Below are 15,655 nucleotides of genomic sequence, written 5' to 3'. Positions count from 1 at the left end.
CTATCAATGGTTTTCTTTGGGGGTCGCTTCAAGCGCCTTGATGCGCTCGCGCAGGCTGTGCAATTGCTTCAGCGTGGCCGCGTTCTTCTCCCATTGGCGGTTCTCATCCAACGGAAACACGCCAGTGTACTGGCCCGGCTTGTGCAGGGAGCGCATCACCACCGACGCGGCCGAGACGTGCACATGGTCGGCCAGGCTCAAATGGCCCAGCACCACCGCACCACCGCCCACCGTGCAATGCGCCCCGATGGTGGCACTGCCCGCCACACCGGCGTTGCCCGCCATGGCGGTGTGCTCGCCGATGCGCACGTTGTGACCGATCTGGATCAGGTTGTCGAGCTTGACGCCGTTCGAGATCACCGTGTCGCCCAGCGCGCCGCGGTCGATGCAGGTGTTGGCACCGACCTCCACATCGTCGCCGATGCGCACCGCGCCCAACTGCTCGATCTTCTCCCAGCGGCCGTCCACCGGAGCAAAGCCAAAGCCATCCGCCCCGATCACCACGCCCGGGTGGACGATGCAACGCTCACCAATGACACAGTCCTCGCCCACCGTGATGCGCGAATACAGCACTGTTTCAGCCCCGATGCGGGCCCCGCGCTCGATCACGCACAAAGCCCCGATGCGGGCACTGGGGTGCACCTCGGCTTGCGGGTGGATGACGGCACTGGGGTGCACACGCTGGGGGTCTTGCGGGCGCGTGGCCTGCTTCCACAACCGCGTCAGGCGGGCAAAGTAGACGTAGGGCTGCTCGGTGACGATGCAGGCCCCGCGGGCCTGGGCGGCTTCGCGAAAAGCCGGCGCCACAATGACACAAGCCGCCTGCGTCACCGACAGCTGTTGCTGGTAACGCGGGTGGCTTAGAAAACTGATGGCGTCGGCCTGGGCCGACTCCAGTGAGGCAATGCGCGCGATGGGGGTGGCGGGGTCACCATGCAACTCGCCCCCCAAGGCTTCAACGATCTGACCCAGATGCAGGACCATGCCTGTCACCGGGATCACTTGCTGTTGGCGCCTGCAGATGCTGCGCTGGCCGCGTTCAAGGCCTTGATCACTTTGTCGGTGATGTCGTGCTTGGGATTGATGTAGATCGCTTCCTGCAGGATCACGTCGTACTTCTCAGCCTCAGCCACTTGCTTGACCACCTTGTTGGCGCGGTCAATCACTTGTTGCAGCTCTTCGTTCTTGCGCGTGTTCAGGTCTTCCTGGAACTCGCGGCTCTTGCGCTGGAAGTCACGGTCTTGGTCCACCAGCTGCTTTTGGCGCGTGTTGCGTTGCGCCTCGGACAGCGTGGGGGCTTCGCGCTCGAACTTGTCGGAGACCGTCTTCAAGTTGTTGCGGATGTCGACCAGTTCTTTTTCACGCTTGGCGAACTCAGCCTCGAGCTTGGCCTGGGCGGACTTGGCCATGTTGGCTTCACGGAAAATGCGGTCCGTGTTGACGAAACCAGCACGGAATTCTTCAGCCATCGCCGGCGCAGCAGTCAAGGCAGAGAGACCCAGCGCAGCGGCCAGGGCCATTTGACGGGAAAAGGATTTCATTAGAAAGACGTTCCGATCTGGAATTGCAATTTCTGGATTCTATCGCCAGCGAACTTGCGCACGGGATTGGCGATGGCAAAACGCAGGGGCCCCATGGGGGAGACCCAGCTCAAACCGACCCCAACGGAGGCGCGCAGCGTGCTGGTACTGATTTTTTCATTCTCGCCGTAGATGTTACCCACGTCGGTGAAACCAAAGACCCGCAACGTGCGGTCATTGCCGGCGCCCGGGAAGGGCGCGGTCAGCTCCGCATTCAGGACCACCTTCTTGGCGCCGCCCACGATGGCGCCCGTGACGTCGTGCGGGCCCAGGGTGCCTTGGTCAAAGCCACGCACCGAACCCAGACCGCCGCCATAGAAGTTCTTGAACACCGGGAAGGGACGCCCCCCCAGGCCCTTGCCCAGGCCCAACTCGCCGTTGAAGGCCAAGGTGAACTTCTTGTTCAGCGGCACGTACTGCTGGTATTGGTAGTTGTTGCGGGTGTAACGCGCATCGCCCATCAGACCCAGTTCCGAGTTGAAGCGCTGGTAACGGCCGCTGTTGGGGGCCAAAGCGCTGTCCCGGTCGTCGCGCGACCAGCCCAGCGTGAGCGGAATCGCGCTGCTGGTGTAACCGTAGGTCTCGGCGTAGGTCAGGTAGGCGGCCGGGATGTTGGTGCCCGGCTGGATGGTCGTCTGCTCCAGGTTCAGACCGACGAACACGCGATCCACCTCGCTGAACGGCACGCCAAAACGCAGGCCGGCCCCCGTGGTGACCAAACGGTAGTTACCGCCTTGGTCGGCATAGGGGCGCAACGCACGGTGGTACACGTCGACCGTGCGGGAAATGCCATCCACCGTGAAGTACGGGTCGGTGGCACTGACCGACACCACGCGGTTGTACTTGCTGGTGTTGATTTCGAAGCCCAGGTAGTTGCCCGAGCCGAAGATGTTCTCGTTACGGATGCTGAAGGACAGCGAAACCCGTTCAGCGCTCGAGAAACCGGCGCCCAACTGGATGCTGCCGGCCGGCTTTTCGGTCACGTTGATCGACAGGTCGATCTGGTCAGGCGAGCCCGGGACTTCCTGGGTTTCGATGTTGACGTCCTTGAAGAAGCCCAGACGGTCCACGCGGTCGCGCGACAGGCGGATGCGGTCGGCGTCGTACCAGGAGGCTTCGAACTGACGGAACTCACGGCGCACCACCTCATCGCGGGTGCGGCTGTTGCCAGTCACATTGATGCGGCGCACATAGGCGCGGCGCGACGGCTCGGCGGCCAGCACAAAGGCCACGCGGTTGGTGCTGCGGTCGATCTCGGGGCGGGCTTCGACGCGGGCAAACGCGAAGCCGAAGTTGCCGAAGTAGTCCGAGAAGGCCTTGGTGGTCTGGGCCACGGCGTCCGCGTTGTAGGGCTCACCGGCGCGGATCGCGACCAGGGACTTGAACTCGTCTTCCTTGCCGAGGTAGTCGCCTTCGAGCTTGACGGACGAGACCACAAACCGCTCACCCTCGGTCACGTTGATGGTGATCGAAATGTCTTTCTTATCGGGCGAGATCGCGACCTGGGTCGAGTCGATGCGGAACTCGAGGTACCCGCGCGTCAGGTAGTACGAGCGCAGGGTTTCGAGGTCGGCGTTGAGCTTGGCTCGGGCATAGCGGTCGGACTTGGTGTACCAGCTGAGCCAGCCCCCGGTGTCCAGATCGAACAGGCCCTTGAGGGTGGATTCGCTGAACGCCTGGCTGCCCACCACGCGGATGTCCTTGATCTTGGCAGGCTCGCCTTCGACCACCGAGAAGGTGATGTTGACGCGGTTGCGCTCGATCGGGGTGACCGTGGTCACCACCTCGGCGCCGTACAGGCTGCGGCTGATGTACTGGCGCTTGAGTTCTTGCTCGGCCCGGTCGGCCAGCGCCTTGTCGAAAGGACGGCCATCGGCCAGGCCGACGTCGCGCATCGCCTTCTTCAGGGTTTCCTTGTCGAATTCCTTGGTGCCAACAAAGTCCACGTCGGCCACCGTGGGGCGCTCTTCAACCACCACCACCAGCACGTTGCCATTGGCCTCCAGGCGCACGTCCTTGAACAGGCCCAGGGCGAACAGCGCGCGGATCGCGGCGGAGCCCTTGTCGTCGTTGTAGGTCTCACCGACCCGGAACGGCAGGGACGCGAAGATGGTACCGGGCTCGACCCGTTGCAGGCCTTCGACGCGGATGTCGCGCACGGTGAAGGGGTCAAGCGCCCATGCGGCGTGAGACGCCACGATCAGGGCAGCCACTGCGGCCACAGAGCGCAGGCGGAAACGGGTGAGTTGTATGTTCATGAATGAGCCGGTACCGCTGCGCCAAACGCAGCGATCACAAGGTTAACCAAAGAGCCGGGTGACGTCGTTGAAGAACGCAATGGACATCATGGCCATCAGCACAGCCATCCCGCCACGCTGCAAACGTTCCATCCAAGCGTCGGACACGGCCTTGCCGGTCACCGCCTCCCAAAGATAATACATCAGGTGCCCCCCATCCAGAACCGGCAGCGGCAGCAGGTTCAGCACCCCGAGACTGACACTGATGAGGGCCAGAAACACCAAGTATTGGGACAGGCCCAGGCTGGCCGATTTGCCCGCGTAGTCGGCGATCGTCAGCGGGCCACTGATGTTGCGCAGCGAGGCCTCCCCCACCACCATGCGGCCCATCATGCGCAGGGTCAGCGTGGACACTTCCCATGTCTTGACGGCGCCGCTCCACAAGCCCTCCAGCGGGCCGCGGTAGACCGTGACCAGCTCGGGCGGCGCCCCCACAAAGGCACCGATGCGGGCCACCGGCGGGTTGCGACCATCGCTCTGCATCTGGGGTTGCACGTCCAGCGTCATCATCAGGCCCGCGCGCTCAATGCGCCAGGTTTGGACCGGTGCCTGCCCCCCGACCACCGAAGCGCGGATCAACTCGCGCAGTTGCTGGCCGTCGACGATGGGCGTGTTGCCCACCTGGTGCACCAGATCGCCTTTGCGCAAACCGGCTTTCTCGGCCGGGCTGCCCGCCAGCACATCGCCCATCTCGGGGCGCGTCCAAGGCCCCAGCAAGCCAATGCGGCGAAACAGCTGCGCATCGGCCTCCTTGACCGGCAGGCGTGACAGCGGCAAGCGGTACTCCTGGGCGCCAGCGCGCTCGCCGCGTGCGGCCTCCAGCGTCACATCGCGGCCATTCAGGGCGGCCTGGGTCAGCAGCCAGCGCAGGTCTTCAAACGAGGCCACCGGGGCCAGCTCATCGCCGTCCAGGGCGGCCTGGCGAATGATTTCACCGCCACGCAGCCCCGACTCCGCGGCCAGCGACCCAGCCACCGGCGCCGCCAGGATGGCCTTGGGTTCTTCGACGCCGTACCAGTTCACGGCCGAATACAACAGCACCGCGAGCAGCAGGTTGGCCGCCGGGCCGGCGGCCACGATGGCCGCGCGCTTGGGCAGGGACTGGGTGTTGAAAGCCTGATGCCGCTCGGCCGCCGGCACCGGTGCTTCGCGCTCGTCGAGCATGCGCACATAGCCCCCGAGCGGGAAGGCACTGAGCACGAATTCCGTGCCCCCGGGGCGCGGCTGCCAGCGCAACAGCACGCGGCCAAAACCGACCGAGAAGCGCAACACCTTGACGCCACAGGCCACAGCCACCCGGTAGTGACCGTACTCGTGCACAGCGATCAAGATCCCCAATGCCAGCACAAAGGATGCAACGGTCATCAACATGTCCTACCTCCAGCCCTTTCAGGCCTGAATGCGCTGCACAAATTCCAAGGCCGAACGACGCGCGCGTTCGTCCAGCGCCAGCAAGTCTGCCAGGGTCGTCGGCGACTCGGGCAACACCGCGGCCATGGTCGCCACATTGGTGTGGTGAATCTGGTCAAAGCGGATGCGGCGATTCAGGAAGGCGTCCACCGCGATCTCGTTGGCGGCATTGAGCACCGCCGCCGTGCCCGAAGGGCCGTTCAGCGCGTCCCAGGCCAGTTGCAGGCCCGGGAACAGGCGTGCGTCGGGCTTGGAGAAGGTCATGGCCGGCAGAGCCGTGAAGTCGAGGTGCTCGGCACCGCTGTCGATGCGCTCGGGCCAGGCCAGGCCGTAGGCGATCGGGGCGCGCATGTCGGGCACGCCCAACTGGGCCACCACCGCGGTGTCGTGGTACTGCACCATCGAGTGAACAATGCTTTGCGGGTGAATCACCACCTCGATGCGGCTTGGCGGCAGACCGAACAGGTAGCGCGCCTCGATGACCTCCAGGGCCTTGTTCATCATGGTGGCGGAGTCGACCGAAATCTTGCGCCCCATCACCCAGTTGGGGTGGGCACAGGCCTGCTCAGGCGTGACGTCGCGCAGGGTGTCGGGGTCGCGGGTGCGGAACGGTCCGCCCGACGCGGTGAGGATGATCTTGCGCACCCGCCGCTCCCAGCTGCTGGGGTCTTCGGGCAGCGACTGGAAGATGGCTGAGTGCTCGCTGTCTATCGGCAGCAGCACCGCCCCGCCCTCGCGCACGGCTTGCAAAAAGACCTCGCCACCGACCACCAGGGCCTCTTTGTTGGCCAGCATCAGGCGCTTGCCGCTGCGGGCCGCCGCCAGACAGGCCGCCAGGCCTGCGGCCCCCACGATGGCCGCCATCACCGAGTCCACCTCGGGGTGGGCGGCCACCCACTCCAGCGCAGCCGCGCCGGTGTGCACCTCGATGGGCCACTGGTGGGCGCGGATCTGCTCGGCCAGCGCGCGGCCATGCGCCTCGCTGACCATCACCACATGGCGCGGCTTGAACGCCGCGCACTGGGCCAGCATCTTGTCCACCTGGGTGGACGCCGTGAGGGCAAAAATCTCATACCGCTCCGGGTGGCGGGCCACCACGTCGAGCGTGCTTTGTCCAATGGAGCCGGTCGAGCCGAGCACCGTGAGGCGTTGTTGTGTCATGTCATCCCACCAGAGAGCTGAGCATCAGGGCCAGGGGCAGGGTCGGCAGCAGCGCATCGATGCGGTCCAGCACCCCGCCATGCCCGGGCAGCAGGCCACTGCTGTCCTTGATGCCGACGCTGCGCTTGATCAGCGATTCAACCAAATCACCGACCACGCTCATGGCCCCCATGAAGACCACGGCCAGCGTCAAAAAGGCCCCGCCATGGCTGGCCAAGCGCGAATAAAAACTGGGCACAGACGCGCCCAGGGCGGCGTCGGCGGCGCTCCAGCACCAGGCCAACACCACCACACCGGCCATGCCGCCCCACACGCCTTCCCAGCTCTTGCCCGGGCTGATGGCGGGGGCCAGCTTGCGGCGCGTGAAGCGCAGGCCGAAGGCCCGGCCCGCAAAATAGGCAAACACGTCGGCCACCCAGACCAGCACCAGCACCGACAGCAAGAAATTGATGCCCGCCACGCGGGCCTGCGCCACCGCGAGCCAGGCCACGATCAGGGCCAGCAAGCCCCCCACCAGGCGCAAGGCGGCCGGCACACGCGGCCAGCCCGGCACCCCCGCCTTGAGCAAGGCGGCCGCGCCCAGCACCCAAGCCGTGCCCGCTACCACCCACACCGGTGTCAGGGGCCGCGCCAGCCAGCCCGCCCACCAGGCCAGTGCACAGGCCACCAGGCACACGCCCCCCAGCGCCCAGGCGGCGGGCTGGCCCAAACCATTCATGCGCCCCCACTCCCAGCCACCGGCGGCAATGAAGAGCAGCAGCAGCGCACAAAAGGGCTCGGGCTCAGGGTAGAAGAGCGCGGGCAACAAAATGGCCAGCAGGACCAGGGCGGTGATGACGCGCTGCTTGAGCATGGGGAGCCCTTTTAAACGGATTGGGGCGAATCACCCGATGCCGGGGCCGCAGCCTCCTGCGCGATCTGGGCCGAGGTTTTACCAAAGCGACGCTCGCGCGAGGCGAAGACGGCGATCGCCTCGTCCAGCGCGGCTTCGTCGAAGTCCGGCCACAGGCGGTCGCTGAAAAACAGCTCCGAGTAGGCGCATTGCCACAGCAGGAAGTTGCTGATGCGCTGCTCGCCACCGGTGCGGATCAGCAGGTCGGGGTCGCGCACATGGGCCAGCGCCATGGCGCGGTCCAGGCTTTGTTCAGTGATGGGCTCACCGCGGGCCGCCAGCGCCGCGGCGGCCTGCGCAATGTCCCAGCGCCCGCCATAGTTGAAACACACGTTCAACACCAGGCGGCTGTTGTGGGCTGTGGTGGCCTCGGCCTGCGCCAGACCGGCACAGACCTTGTCCGACAGGCCCCGGCGCTCACCGACGAAATGCAGGCGCACACCGTCGGCCAGCAACTGCGGCACCTCACGGCCCAGGGCCAGCGCCAGCAGTTCCATCAGGCCCGACACCTCGTCCACCGGGCGGTTCCAGTTCTCGGACGAGAAGGCAAACACGGTCAGGACCTTGACCCCCCGCGCCGCGCACGCCTTGACGCAGCGCCGCAGCGAGTCCACCCCCTGCTTGTGCCCGGCCACGCGCGGCAGAAAACGGCGTGTGGCCCAACGGCCATTGCCGTCCATGACGATGGCGATGTGGTGGGGCACGGCCCCGGGTGTTTTGGACTGGGTCATGAGGGGAGTGTTACAGCAACAGGCACCAAGGCCCCAAAAAACGAACGGGGCGGCCCTGCAAAAGGGCGGCCCCAGCAAAAACGATCAGGTCCCAAGCGGGCTCGGCAAGCGGCCCGGGGATCAGACCGCCATGATGTCCTGCTCTTTGGCAGCCACCAGCTTGTCGATCTCGAGGATGTGCTTGTCGGTCACCTTCTGGGTGTCGGCTTCGGCACGCTTTTGATCGTCTTCCGAAGCCAGCTTGTCCTTGACCAGCTTCTTCACCGATTCGTTGGCGTCACGACGCAGGTTGCGGATCGCGATCTTGGCGCCTTCGCCTTCGTTGCGCACCACCTTGGTCAGCTCCTTGCGGCGCTCTTCACTCATCGGCGGCATCGGCACGCGGATCAGCTCTCCCATGCTCGACGGGTTCAGGCCCAGGTCGCTGTCGCGGATGGCTTTTTCGATCTTCGGACCCATGCCCTTTTCCCAGGGCTGCACGCTGATCGTGCGCGAGTCGAGCAACGACACGTTGGCCACCTGGCTGATGGGCACCGGCGAGCCGTAGTAGTCGACCTGCACCGCGTCCAGCAACGCCGGGTTGGCGCGACCCGTGCGGATCTTGGTCAGGTTGTTCTTGAAGGCCGCGATGGACTGGTCCATCTTGGCTTCGGTGGTTTTCTTGATGTCGGCAATGCTCATGTCAATCTCCTGGAGCCACCCCGGCTCGCGCCGGGGCTTCTTGGGATGCGGGGCCAGGCAGGCCTCAGGCGTAAACCAGCGTGCCTTCGTCTTCGCCCATCACCACGCGCTTGAGCGCGCCGTGCTTGAAGATCGAGAACACCTTCACCGGCAGCTTCTGGTCGCGGCACAGGGCGAACGCGGTGGCGTCCATGATGCCCAGATTCTGCGACATCGCGTCGTCGAAGGTGAGCTTGGTGTAACGCGTGGCGTTGGGGTCCTTCTTGGGGTCGGCGGTGTAGACACCATCGACCTTGGTGGCCTTCAGCACCAGCTCGGCACCGATCTCCGCACCGCGCAGCGCGGCGGCCGTGTCGGTGGTGAAGAACGGGTTGCCCGTGCCAGCGGCGAAGATCACCACCTTGCCCTCTTCGAGGTACTGCAGCGCCTTGGGACGCACATAGGGCTCCACCACCTGTTCGATGGCGATGGCCGACATCACGCGGGCCACCAGGCCTGCTTTGTCCATGGTGTCAGCCAGTGCCAGCGCGTTCATCACGGTGGCGAGCATGCCCATGTAGTCGGCCGTGGCACGGTCCATGCCGACCGAGCCGCCAGCCACACCCCGGAAGATGTTGCCGCCGCCGATCACCACGGCCACCTGCACGCCCAGGCGCGTCACTTCAGCCACTTCCTCAACCATGCGCACGATCGTGGCACGGTTGATCCCGAATGCGTCGTCCCCCATCAGGGCCTCGCCTGACAGCTTGAGCAGAATGCGCTTGTGGGCTGGTTGGGCGGTGGTCATGTAAGGGCTCTCCTGATGCAAATGGGAATGTAGTGGCTTGGCTTGAGTGGCGAAAACGGAATCAGGCTGCAGCCTTGGCAGCAGCAACTTGCGCAGCCACTTCGGCGGCGAAGTCGTCAACCTTCTTCTCGATGCCTTCACCCACGATGTACAGGGTGAAGCCCTTCACGTTGGTGCCAGCAGCCTTGAGCATTTGCTCGACGGTTTGCTTGTCGTTCTTCACGAAGGCCTGGTTGAACAGGGACACTTCCTTCAGGAACTTCTGCACGCCGCCTTCGATGCGCTTGGCCACGATTTCGGGCGATTGCACGGGCTTGCCTTCGGCTTGGGCCTTGGCAGCGTCTTCGGCAGCCTTGCCAGCGGCCACAGCGCGCTCTTTTTCGATCAGGTCGGCCGGCACGTCAGCGCTGGTCAGGGCGACCGGCTTCATGGCGGCGACGTGCATGGCGACGTCCTTGGCAGCGGCTTCGTCGCCGTCGAACTCAACGACCACACCGATGCGGGTGCCGTGCAGGTAAGCGGCCAGCTTGGCACCGCCTTCGAAACGCTTGAAGCGACGGAAGGACATGTTTTCGCCGATCTTGCCGATCAGGCCCTTGCGCACGTCTTCCAGGGTCGGGCCGAAGCTGTCTTGCTCGTAGGCCAGGGCGCCCAGGGCTTCGATGTCGGCGGGGTTGTGCTTGGCCACCAGTTCAGCAGCAGCCTTGGCCAGGGCCAGGAAGCTGTCGTTCTTGGTCACGAAGTCGGTTTCGCAGTTCACTTCGACCAGGGCGCCGGTGGTGCCGTCGATGAAGCTGGTGACCACGCCTTCGGCGGTCACGCGCGAAGCAGCCTTGCCAGCCTTGGTACCGAGCTTGACGCGCAGCAGCTCTTCAGCCTTGGCCAGATCGCCCTCGGCTTCGGTCAGGGCCTTCTTGCACTCCATCATGGGGGCGTCGGTCTTGGCGCGCAGTTCAGCGACCATGCTTGCGGTAATAGCAGCCATTTTTGTTTCTCCGTATTCAGTTCAATGCAAAACGTTGGTGATGAGGCTAAAAAAAAGGGGGCCACTAAGCCCCACTTTTTTCGCGATCAGTCAGAGGTCGCGCAGGGGCAAACTCAGGCAGCCGATTCTTCGACTTCCACGAATTCGTCGCCGCCTTCGGCAGCCACTGCCTTGACCACGTCGTTCACGGCGTTGGCACGGCCTTCGATGATGGCGTCAGCGATGCCACGGGCGTACAGCGCCACGGCCTTGGCCGAGTCGTCGTTGCCGGGGATCACGTAGTCGATGCCTTCGGGCGAGTGGTTGGAGTCCACCACGCCGATCAGCGGGATGCCCAGCTTCTTGGCTTCAGCGATGGCGATCTTGTGGAAGCCCACGTCGATCACGAAGATGGCGTCCGGCAGGGCCGACACGTCCTGGATGCCGCCGATGTCTTTTTCGAGCTTCTCGATTTCACGGCTGAAGGTCAGTTGTTCCTTCTTCGACAGACCGCCCAGACCTGCTTCTTGTTGAGCCTTCAGGTCCTTCAGACGCTTGATCGAGGTCTTCACGGTCTTGAAGTTGGTCAGGGTGCCGCCCAGCCAGCGCTGGTTCACGAAAGGCACGCCAGCGCGTTCAGCTTCAGCGGCCACGATGTCGCGGGCTTGACGCTTGGTGCCGACAAACAGGATGGTGCCGCGGTTGGCAGCCAGTTGCTTGACGAACTTGGTGGCTTCCTGGAACAGCGGGAGCGACTTTTCCAGGTTGATGATGTGAATCTTGTTGCGATGGCCGAAGATATACGGGGCCATCTTGGGGTTCCAGAAGCGGGTTTGGTGGCCGAAGTGGACACCGGCTTCCAGCATTTCGCGCATGGTAACGGACATGAAAATTCTCCGAAGGTTGGGTCTAAAATCCAGCCCGTCTTTGCCGCAGAGCGCTTCCTCATGGAAAACCCTCTTGATTGCAGCAACACCTTGATGGGACTGGTTTGCGATTTGTCTTGCCGGGTCACCAGCAAAAACCCCAAAATTATAACACGCTCGCTTACAGTCCCCCGCCATCTGGCCCACCACCTCCCTTTTGCCGCCCGACTGCGCGTCTCCAGCGACCTCCCAAGAAAGAAGATTTGACGGCCCGCCAAAGCCTTTGTGCGGGGACCGCCACTCTTGTAAGTGCATGAACATTGCCCTCATCGGCGCCGGCATCATCGGCGTCACGACCGCTTATGAATTGGCCACCGACGGCCACCAGGTCACCGTTTTTGAGCGCTGCGGCGCGGTGGCCGAAGAAGCCAGCTTTGCCACTGGTGGCCTGATCTCTCCCTCCTGCCAGCCCCCCTGGACCGGCGCCCCGACTGCCCGCCGCGTGCTGCGCCAGTGGTGGAACCCGCTGCACGCCCAGCACCTGGGCCCGCGCCTGGGGGCCCGCCAACTGGGCTGGATGTGGCGCTGGCTGCGCGCCGCCCGCACCGACGCCCAGACCACGCAACGTGAGTCGCTTCTGGCACTGGCCCGCTACAGCCTGCAACGCCAGCAGCGCCTGCGCAGCGATCTGGCGCTGGACTACGAGCACAGCACAGGTTGCCTGGTGATGCTGCGCGACGCCGACGACCTGGCCCGGGCGCAGGCCATGCAGGCCTGGTGGCGCGAGGTCGGCCTGCCCTTCCATGAACTGGGGCCTGAGCAGACGCGGCGCCTGGAGCCAGGCCTGAACCCCGACACCGACTTCGCGGGCGCCTTGCTGCTGCCCGAGGACGAAGCCGGCAACTGCCGCCAGTTCGCCATGCTGATGCGCAACGAGGCCCTGCGCCTGAAGGCCCAGTTCGAGTTTCAGACCACAGTGACCTCCATCGAGCCCGGCCAGCGTGTGACGCTGCACACCCGCGACGCGCGGGGCCAAAGCCAGCAGCGGACCTTCGACGCCTGCGTGGTCTGCGCGGGCGCCCCCTCGGTCGACCTGCTGCGCCCGCTGGGGATCAAGTTGCCACTGATGGGCGTGCACGGCTATTCGGTCAGCGCGCAGGTGCGCGAGCCCCTCAACGCCCCCCGCAGCGCCGTCTGGGACGCCCAGCGCCAGGTGAGCATCAGCCGCCTGGGCCAGCGCATCCGGGTCGCTGGTGGTTTTGAGCTGGGCCATGCCAGCGACGACAAGCGCACCGCTGCCCTGCGCGAGCTGTACCAAGTGCTGCAAGACTGGTTCCCAGGCGCGGCCACGCTGTCCAGCGGCGTGCAAGAGTGGAAGGGCAGCCAGGCCATGCTGCCGGACGCCCCACCCCTGATCGGCGCCAGCGGGGCGCCGGGCATCTGGCTCAACCTGGGCCATGGCAGCAGCGGCTGGGCGCTCAGCTGCGGCAGCGCGCGCGCGCTGGCCGATGGTCTGAGCGGCCGCGCCCCGGAGATCGACCTCGGCGGCTACGGCATCGAGCGCTACCGCTGAGGCGCGCAGCCCCCACCAAGCCGCCTCCGGCCCCATCCCAAACGCGCCGCACCCATCTCGCTCCATCGCTTTATATATAAGAGGTGCACAGGGGCAGCCCAGCGGTACCCAGCGCCCCAGCACCCCAGCACCCCCAGCCCCTCAGTGGCGAACAAGGGGGCCACAATCCGCCCCCCCTGCAGCAGCAAGCGCTGCGCCAGCACAACACCGACCGGCCTGCGCTTCGGCTATCGTTCACAGCAGGTCGCCCACCCGGGGTGGCCGCACGGAAAGCCCATGCAACGCATTCGACCCGACCAAGCCCACCCGCTGCACACCCTGGCCAGCACGCGCGCCCTGGAGCAACAGGGCCTGGCCGCCCTGCCCCCGCACACCTTGATGCAGCGCGCCGGTGCGGCCACGACCCGTCTGGCCCAGGCGCTGGCACCGCACGCACGGCAAGTCTGGGTAGCCTGCGGGGCAGGCCACAACGGTGGGGATGGGCTCGAGGCAGCGGCCCAACTGCAACGGGCAGGCTGGCCCGTCAGCGCCAGTTGGCTGGGCCAGGCCGAACACGCCAGCGCCGACACCCTGAACAGCCTGCGGCGCGCACAGGCCGCGGGCGTCCCCCTGCTGGCGCAGCCCCCCACCTTGCAGGCGGGCGACCTGGCGATTGACGCCCTGCTGGGCATCGGCCTGCGGGCCCGCGCCACTGACGCCCCAGCACAGCCTCCGGGGCCACCCACCGACGCGCGCCTGGCCGATTGGATTGCCCACCTGAACCACAGCCCGGCCACCGTGCTGGCCGTGGACCTGCCCTCCGGGCTCAGTGCCGACCAAGGTCAGCCGGTGCTCCACGGGGGGCGCAGCCAGGTGCGCGCCGACCACACGCTGAGCCTGCTGAGCCTGAAGCCTGGCCTGTTCACCGGCCAGGGGCGGGACTTCAGCGGCCAGGTGTGGTGGGACCCTCTGGGGCTGCCCGTGCACGCGCAGCCCGCCGACGCCTGGCTCAACGGCCCGCCCGCGGCCACCGTGCGCGCCCATGCCAGCCACAAAGGCAGCTTTGGCGATGTGCTGGTGATCGGCGGCGAAGGCCTGAGCCAACGCGGCCTTGGCATGACGGGCGCCGCCGTCCTGGCGGCCCGGGCAGCACTGTACGCCGGGGCCGGCCGCGTCATGCTGGCCTTGCTGGACACCCGCGAAACCAGCGTGACGCTGGACCCAGTCCAACCCGAACTGATGCTGCGCCGGCCCGAGGCCATGGACCCCACCCAGGCCACCGTGGTCTGCGGCTGCGGCGGCGGTGACGCGGTGGCGGCCTGGCTGCCGCGCGTGCTGCGCGAGGCCCCGCGCCTGGTGCTGGACGCGGACGCGCTCAACCACCTGGCCACCGAGCCCACGCTGCAAGCCGCCCTGCAAGCCCGCCACGACCAACACCAGGCCACCGTGCTGACCCCCCACCCACTCGAGGCCGCGCGCCTGCTGGGCTGCGACACCGCCACGGTGCAAAGCGACCGACTGCAGGCCGCCCAAGCCCTGGCCGATCAGTACCGGTCGGTGGTGGTGCTCAAAGGGTCGGGCTCGGTGATCGCGGCGCCAGGCCAGCGGCCCCACCTCAACCCCACCGGCAATGCCCGACTGGCCAGTGGCGGCACCGGGGATGTGCTGGCGGGTCTGCTGGGCGCCTTGTGGGCGGGAACTGGCGCGCCGCGCGCGGGCGAGGCTTCGGGGTTGCTCGCTTTCAAGGCCGCCTGTGCCGCCGTGTACCAGCACGGGCAGGTGGCCGACGACTGGCCCGCAGGCCACAGCCTCACGGCCAGCGGCCTGGCGGCGGCCTTGCGACCCGCAGGCGCAGCCGGCCCGACGGGCTGAACCACCCCGCCCCTGGCCGGCCGGTGTGGGCAGGGGCCAGGCCCGGCTGGCGGCCCGAACTCAACCGCGGCCGGCGAACGGCATCTTGGTGGCCATCACGGTGTGGAACATCACATTGGCCTCGAGCGGTAGGCTGGCCATGTAGAGCACGGACTGACCCACGATGTTGACGTCCATCAGCGGCTCGATGGCGATCTCGCCATTGGCCTGGGGCACGCCCTTGGCCATGCGCGCCGCCATGTCGGTGGCCGCGTTGCCAATGTCGATCTGCCCCACGGCAATGTTGTACTTGCGGCCATCGAGCGAAGCGGTCTTGGTCAGCCCCATGACGCCATGCTTGGTGGCCGTGTAGGCCACCGAGTTGGGGCGCGGGGTGTGGGCCGAGATGGAGCCGTTGTTGATGATGCGGCCCCCCATGGGGGTTTGGGCCTTCATGACCCGGAACGCCTCGCGCACACACAAGAACATGCCGGTGAGGTTGATGTCCACGACATTGCGCCACTGCTCGAGGGACAGGTCCTCCAGCAGCACGCCCTGGGCGCTGACCCCCGCGTTGTTGAACAACAGGTCCAGTCGGCCAAAAGCGTCGACGGTGCGCGCAAACAACTGGGCCACCGAGGCCTCGTCCGCGACGTCGGCGGGCACCACCAGGGCCCGCTCACCGGCGCCGGATTCGGCAGCGACCGCCTGCAGGGGCTCGGGACGTCGCCCGGCCAGGGCCACGCGGTAACCCGCCTTCAACAGGGTCAGCGCGGTGGCCTTGCCTACTCCCGAACCCGCGCCTGTGACGATGGCCACGGGCGAACAGGACTTGTCGGTACTCATGAATGGTGTCTCCTTGATTTTGTGTGACAGTGAAACA

At 66.1% G+C, this 15,655-nt stretch carries 14 protein-coding genes; 2 read left to right on the top strand and 12 right to left on the bottom strand.

The features are described 5' to 3' along the window. Positions 1–3 precede the first annotated feature (3 nt). From lpxD to rpsB, 11 genes are all read right to left on the bottom strand, one after another. Complete coding sequence (gene lpxD / locus PSQ40_RS04215; protein WP_273949041.1) at positions 4–984, bottom strand: UDP-3-O-(3-hydroxymyristoyl)glucosamine N-acyltransferase; 981 nt, start codon at positions 982–984, stop codon at positions 4–6. Between the two features lie 14 nt (positions 985–998). Beyond that, on the bottom strand, positions 999–1,541 hold the full coding sequence (locus PSQ40_RS04210; RefSeq protein ID WP_273949039.1) for an OmpH family outer membrane protein: 543 nt from the start codon (positions 1,539–1,541) through the stop codon (positions 999–1,001). Next, on the bottom strand, positions 1,541–3,838 hold the full coding sequence (gene bamA, locus PSQ40_RS04205) for an outer membrane protein assembly factor BamA (protein ID WP_273949038.1): 2,298 nt from the start codon (positions 3,836–3,838) through the stop codon (positions 1,541–1,543). The genes PSQ40_RS04210 and bamA overlap by 1 nt, the downstream gene beginning before the upstream one ends. Positions 3,839–3,880: 42 nt before the next feature. Then, a complete protein-coding gene (gene rseP, locus PSQ40_RS04200; RefSeq protein ID WP_273949037.1) occupies positions 3,881–5,248 on the bottom strand; it encodes an RIP metalloprotease RseP in 1,368 nt (455 codons plus the stop codon). A gap of 18 nt (positions 5,249–5,266) precedes the next feature. Beyond that, complete coding sequence (locus PSQ40_RS04195; protein ID WP_273949036.1) at positions 5,267–6,448, bottom strand: 1-deoxy-D-xylulose-5-phosphate reductoisomerase; 1,182 nt, start codon at positions 6,446–6,448, stop codon at positions 5,267–5,269. Between the two features lies 1 nt (position 6,449). Further along, complete coding sequence (locus PSQ40_RS04190; RefSeq protein WP_273949035.1) at positions 6,450–7,301, bottom strand: phosphatidate cytidylyltransferase; 852 nt, start codon at positions 7,299–7,301, stop codon at positions 6,450–6,452. Positions 7,302–7,312: 11 nt separating this feature from the next. Beyond that, positions 7,313–8,071 carry a polyprenyl diphosphate synthase gene (gene uppS, locus PSQ40_RS04185; protein WP_273949034.1) on the bottom strand — a complete coding sequence of 253 codons (759 nt, stop codon included), beginning with the start codon at positions 8,069–8,071 and terminating at the stop codon, positions 7,313–7,315. 120 nt (positions 8,072–8,191) lie between these two features. After that, positions 8,192–8,752 carry a ribosome recycling factor gene (gene frr / locus PSQ40_RS04180; protein WP_273949033.1) on the bottom strand — a complete coding sequence of 187 codons (561 nt, stop codon included), beginning with the start codon at positions 8,750–8,752 and terminating at the stop codon, positions 8,192–8,194. A 64-nt stretch (positions 8,753–8,816) separates the two neighbouring features. Beyond that, a complete protein-coding gene (gene pyrH, locus PSQ40_RS04175; RefSeq protein WP_273925756.1) occupies positions 8,817–9,539 on the bottom strand; it encodes a UMP kinase in 723 nt (240 codons plus the stop codon). Positions 9,540–9,600: 61 nt separating this feature from the next. Continuing rightward, positions 9,601–10,524, bottom strand: a complete 924-nt coding sequence (tsf, locus tag PSQ40_RS04170) for a translation elongation factor Ts (RefSeq protein WP_273949032.1) — start codon at positions 10,522–10,524, stop codon at positions 9,601–9,603. Between the two features lie 113 nt (positions 10,525–10,637). After that, the gene (rpsB, locus tag PSQ40_RS04165; RefSeq protein WP_273949031.1) at positions 10,638–11,390 is read right to left on the bottom strand and encodes a 30S ribosomal protein S2; all 753 of its coding nucleotides are present in this window, start codon (positions 11,388–11,390) and stop codon (positions 10,638–10,640) included. Between the two features lie 292 nt (positions 11,391–11,682). Here rpsB and PSQ40_RS04160 point away from each other — a divergent pair, with 292 nt between their 5' ends. Then, positions 11,683–12,942, top strand: coding sequence for an FAD-dependent oxidoreductase (locus PSQ40_RS04160; protein WP_273949030.1), 1,260 nt, complete (start codon positions 11,683–11,685; stop codon positions 12,940–12,942). A gap of 276 nt (positions 12,943–13,218) precedes the next feature. Then, the gene (locus PSQ40_RS04155; RefSeq protein WP_273949029.1) at positions 13,219–14,793 is read left to right on the top strand and encodes an NAD(P)H-hydrate dehydratase; all 1,575 of its coding nucleotides are present in this window, start codon (positions 13,219–13,221) and stop codon (positions 14,791–14,793) included. A 60-nt stretch (positions 14,794–14,853) separates the two neighbouring features. On the opposite strand, the gene PSQ40_RS04150 is transcribed toward PSQ40_RS04155, so the two are convergent. Further along, a complete protein-coding gene (locus tag PSQ40_RS04150; protein WP_273949027.1) occupies positions 14,854–15,618 on the bottom strand; it encodes an SDR family oxidoreductase in 765 nt (254 codons plus the stop codon). Between the last annotated feature and the right edge of the window lie 37 nt (positions 15,619–15,655).

Source organism: Curvibacter cyanobacteriorum (assembly GCF_028649475.1).
GTDB classification, from domain to species: Bacteria; Pseudomonadota; Gammaproteobacteria; order Burkholderiales; family Burkholderiaceae_C; genus Curvibacter; species Curvibacter cyanobacteriorum.
The sequence above is the reverse complement of the archived record's forward strand: the minus strand, read 5'-3'. Positions and strand labels throughout refer to the sequence as shown.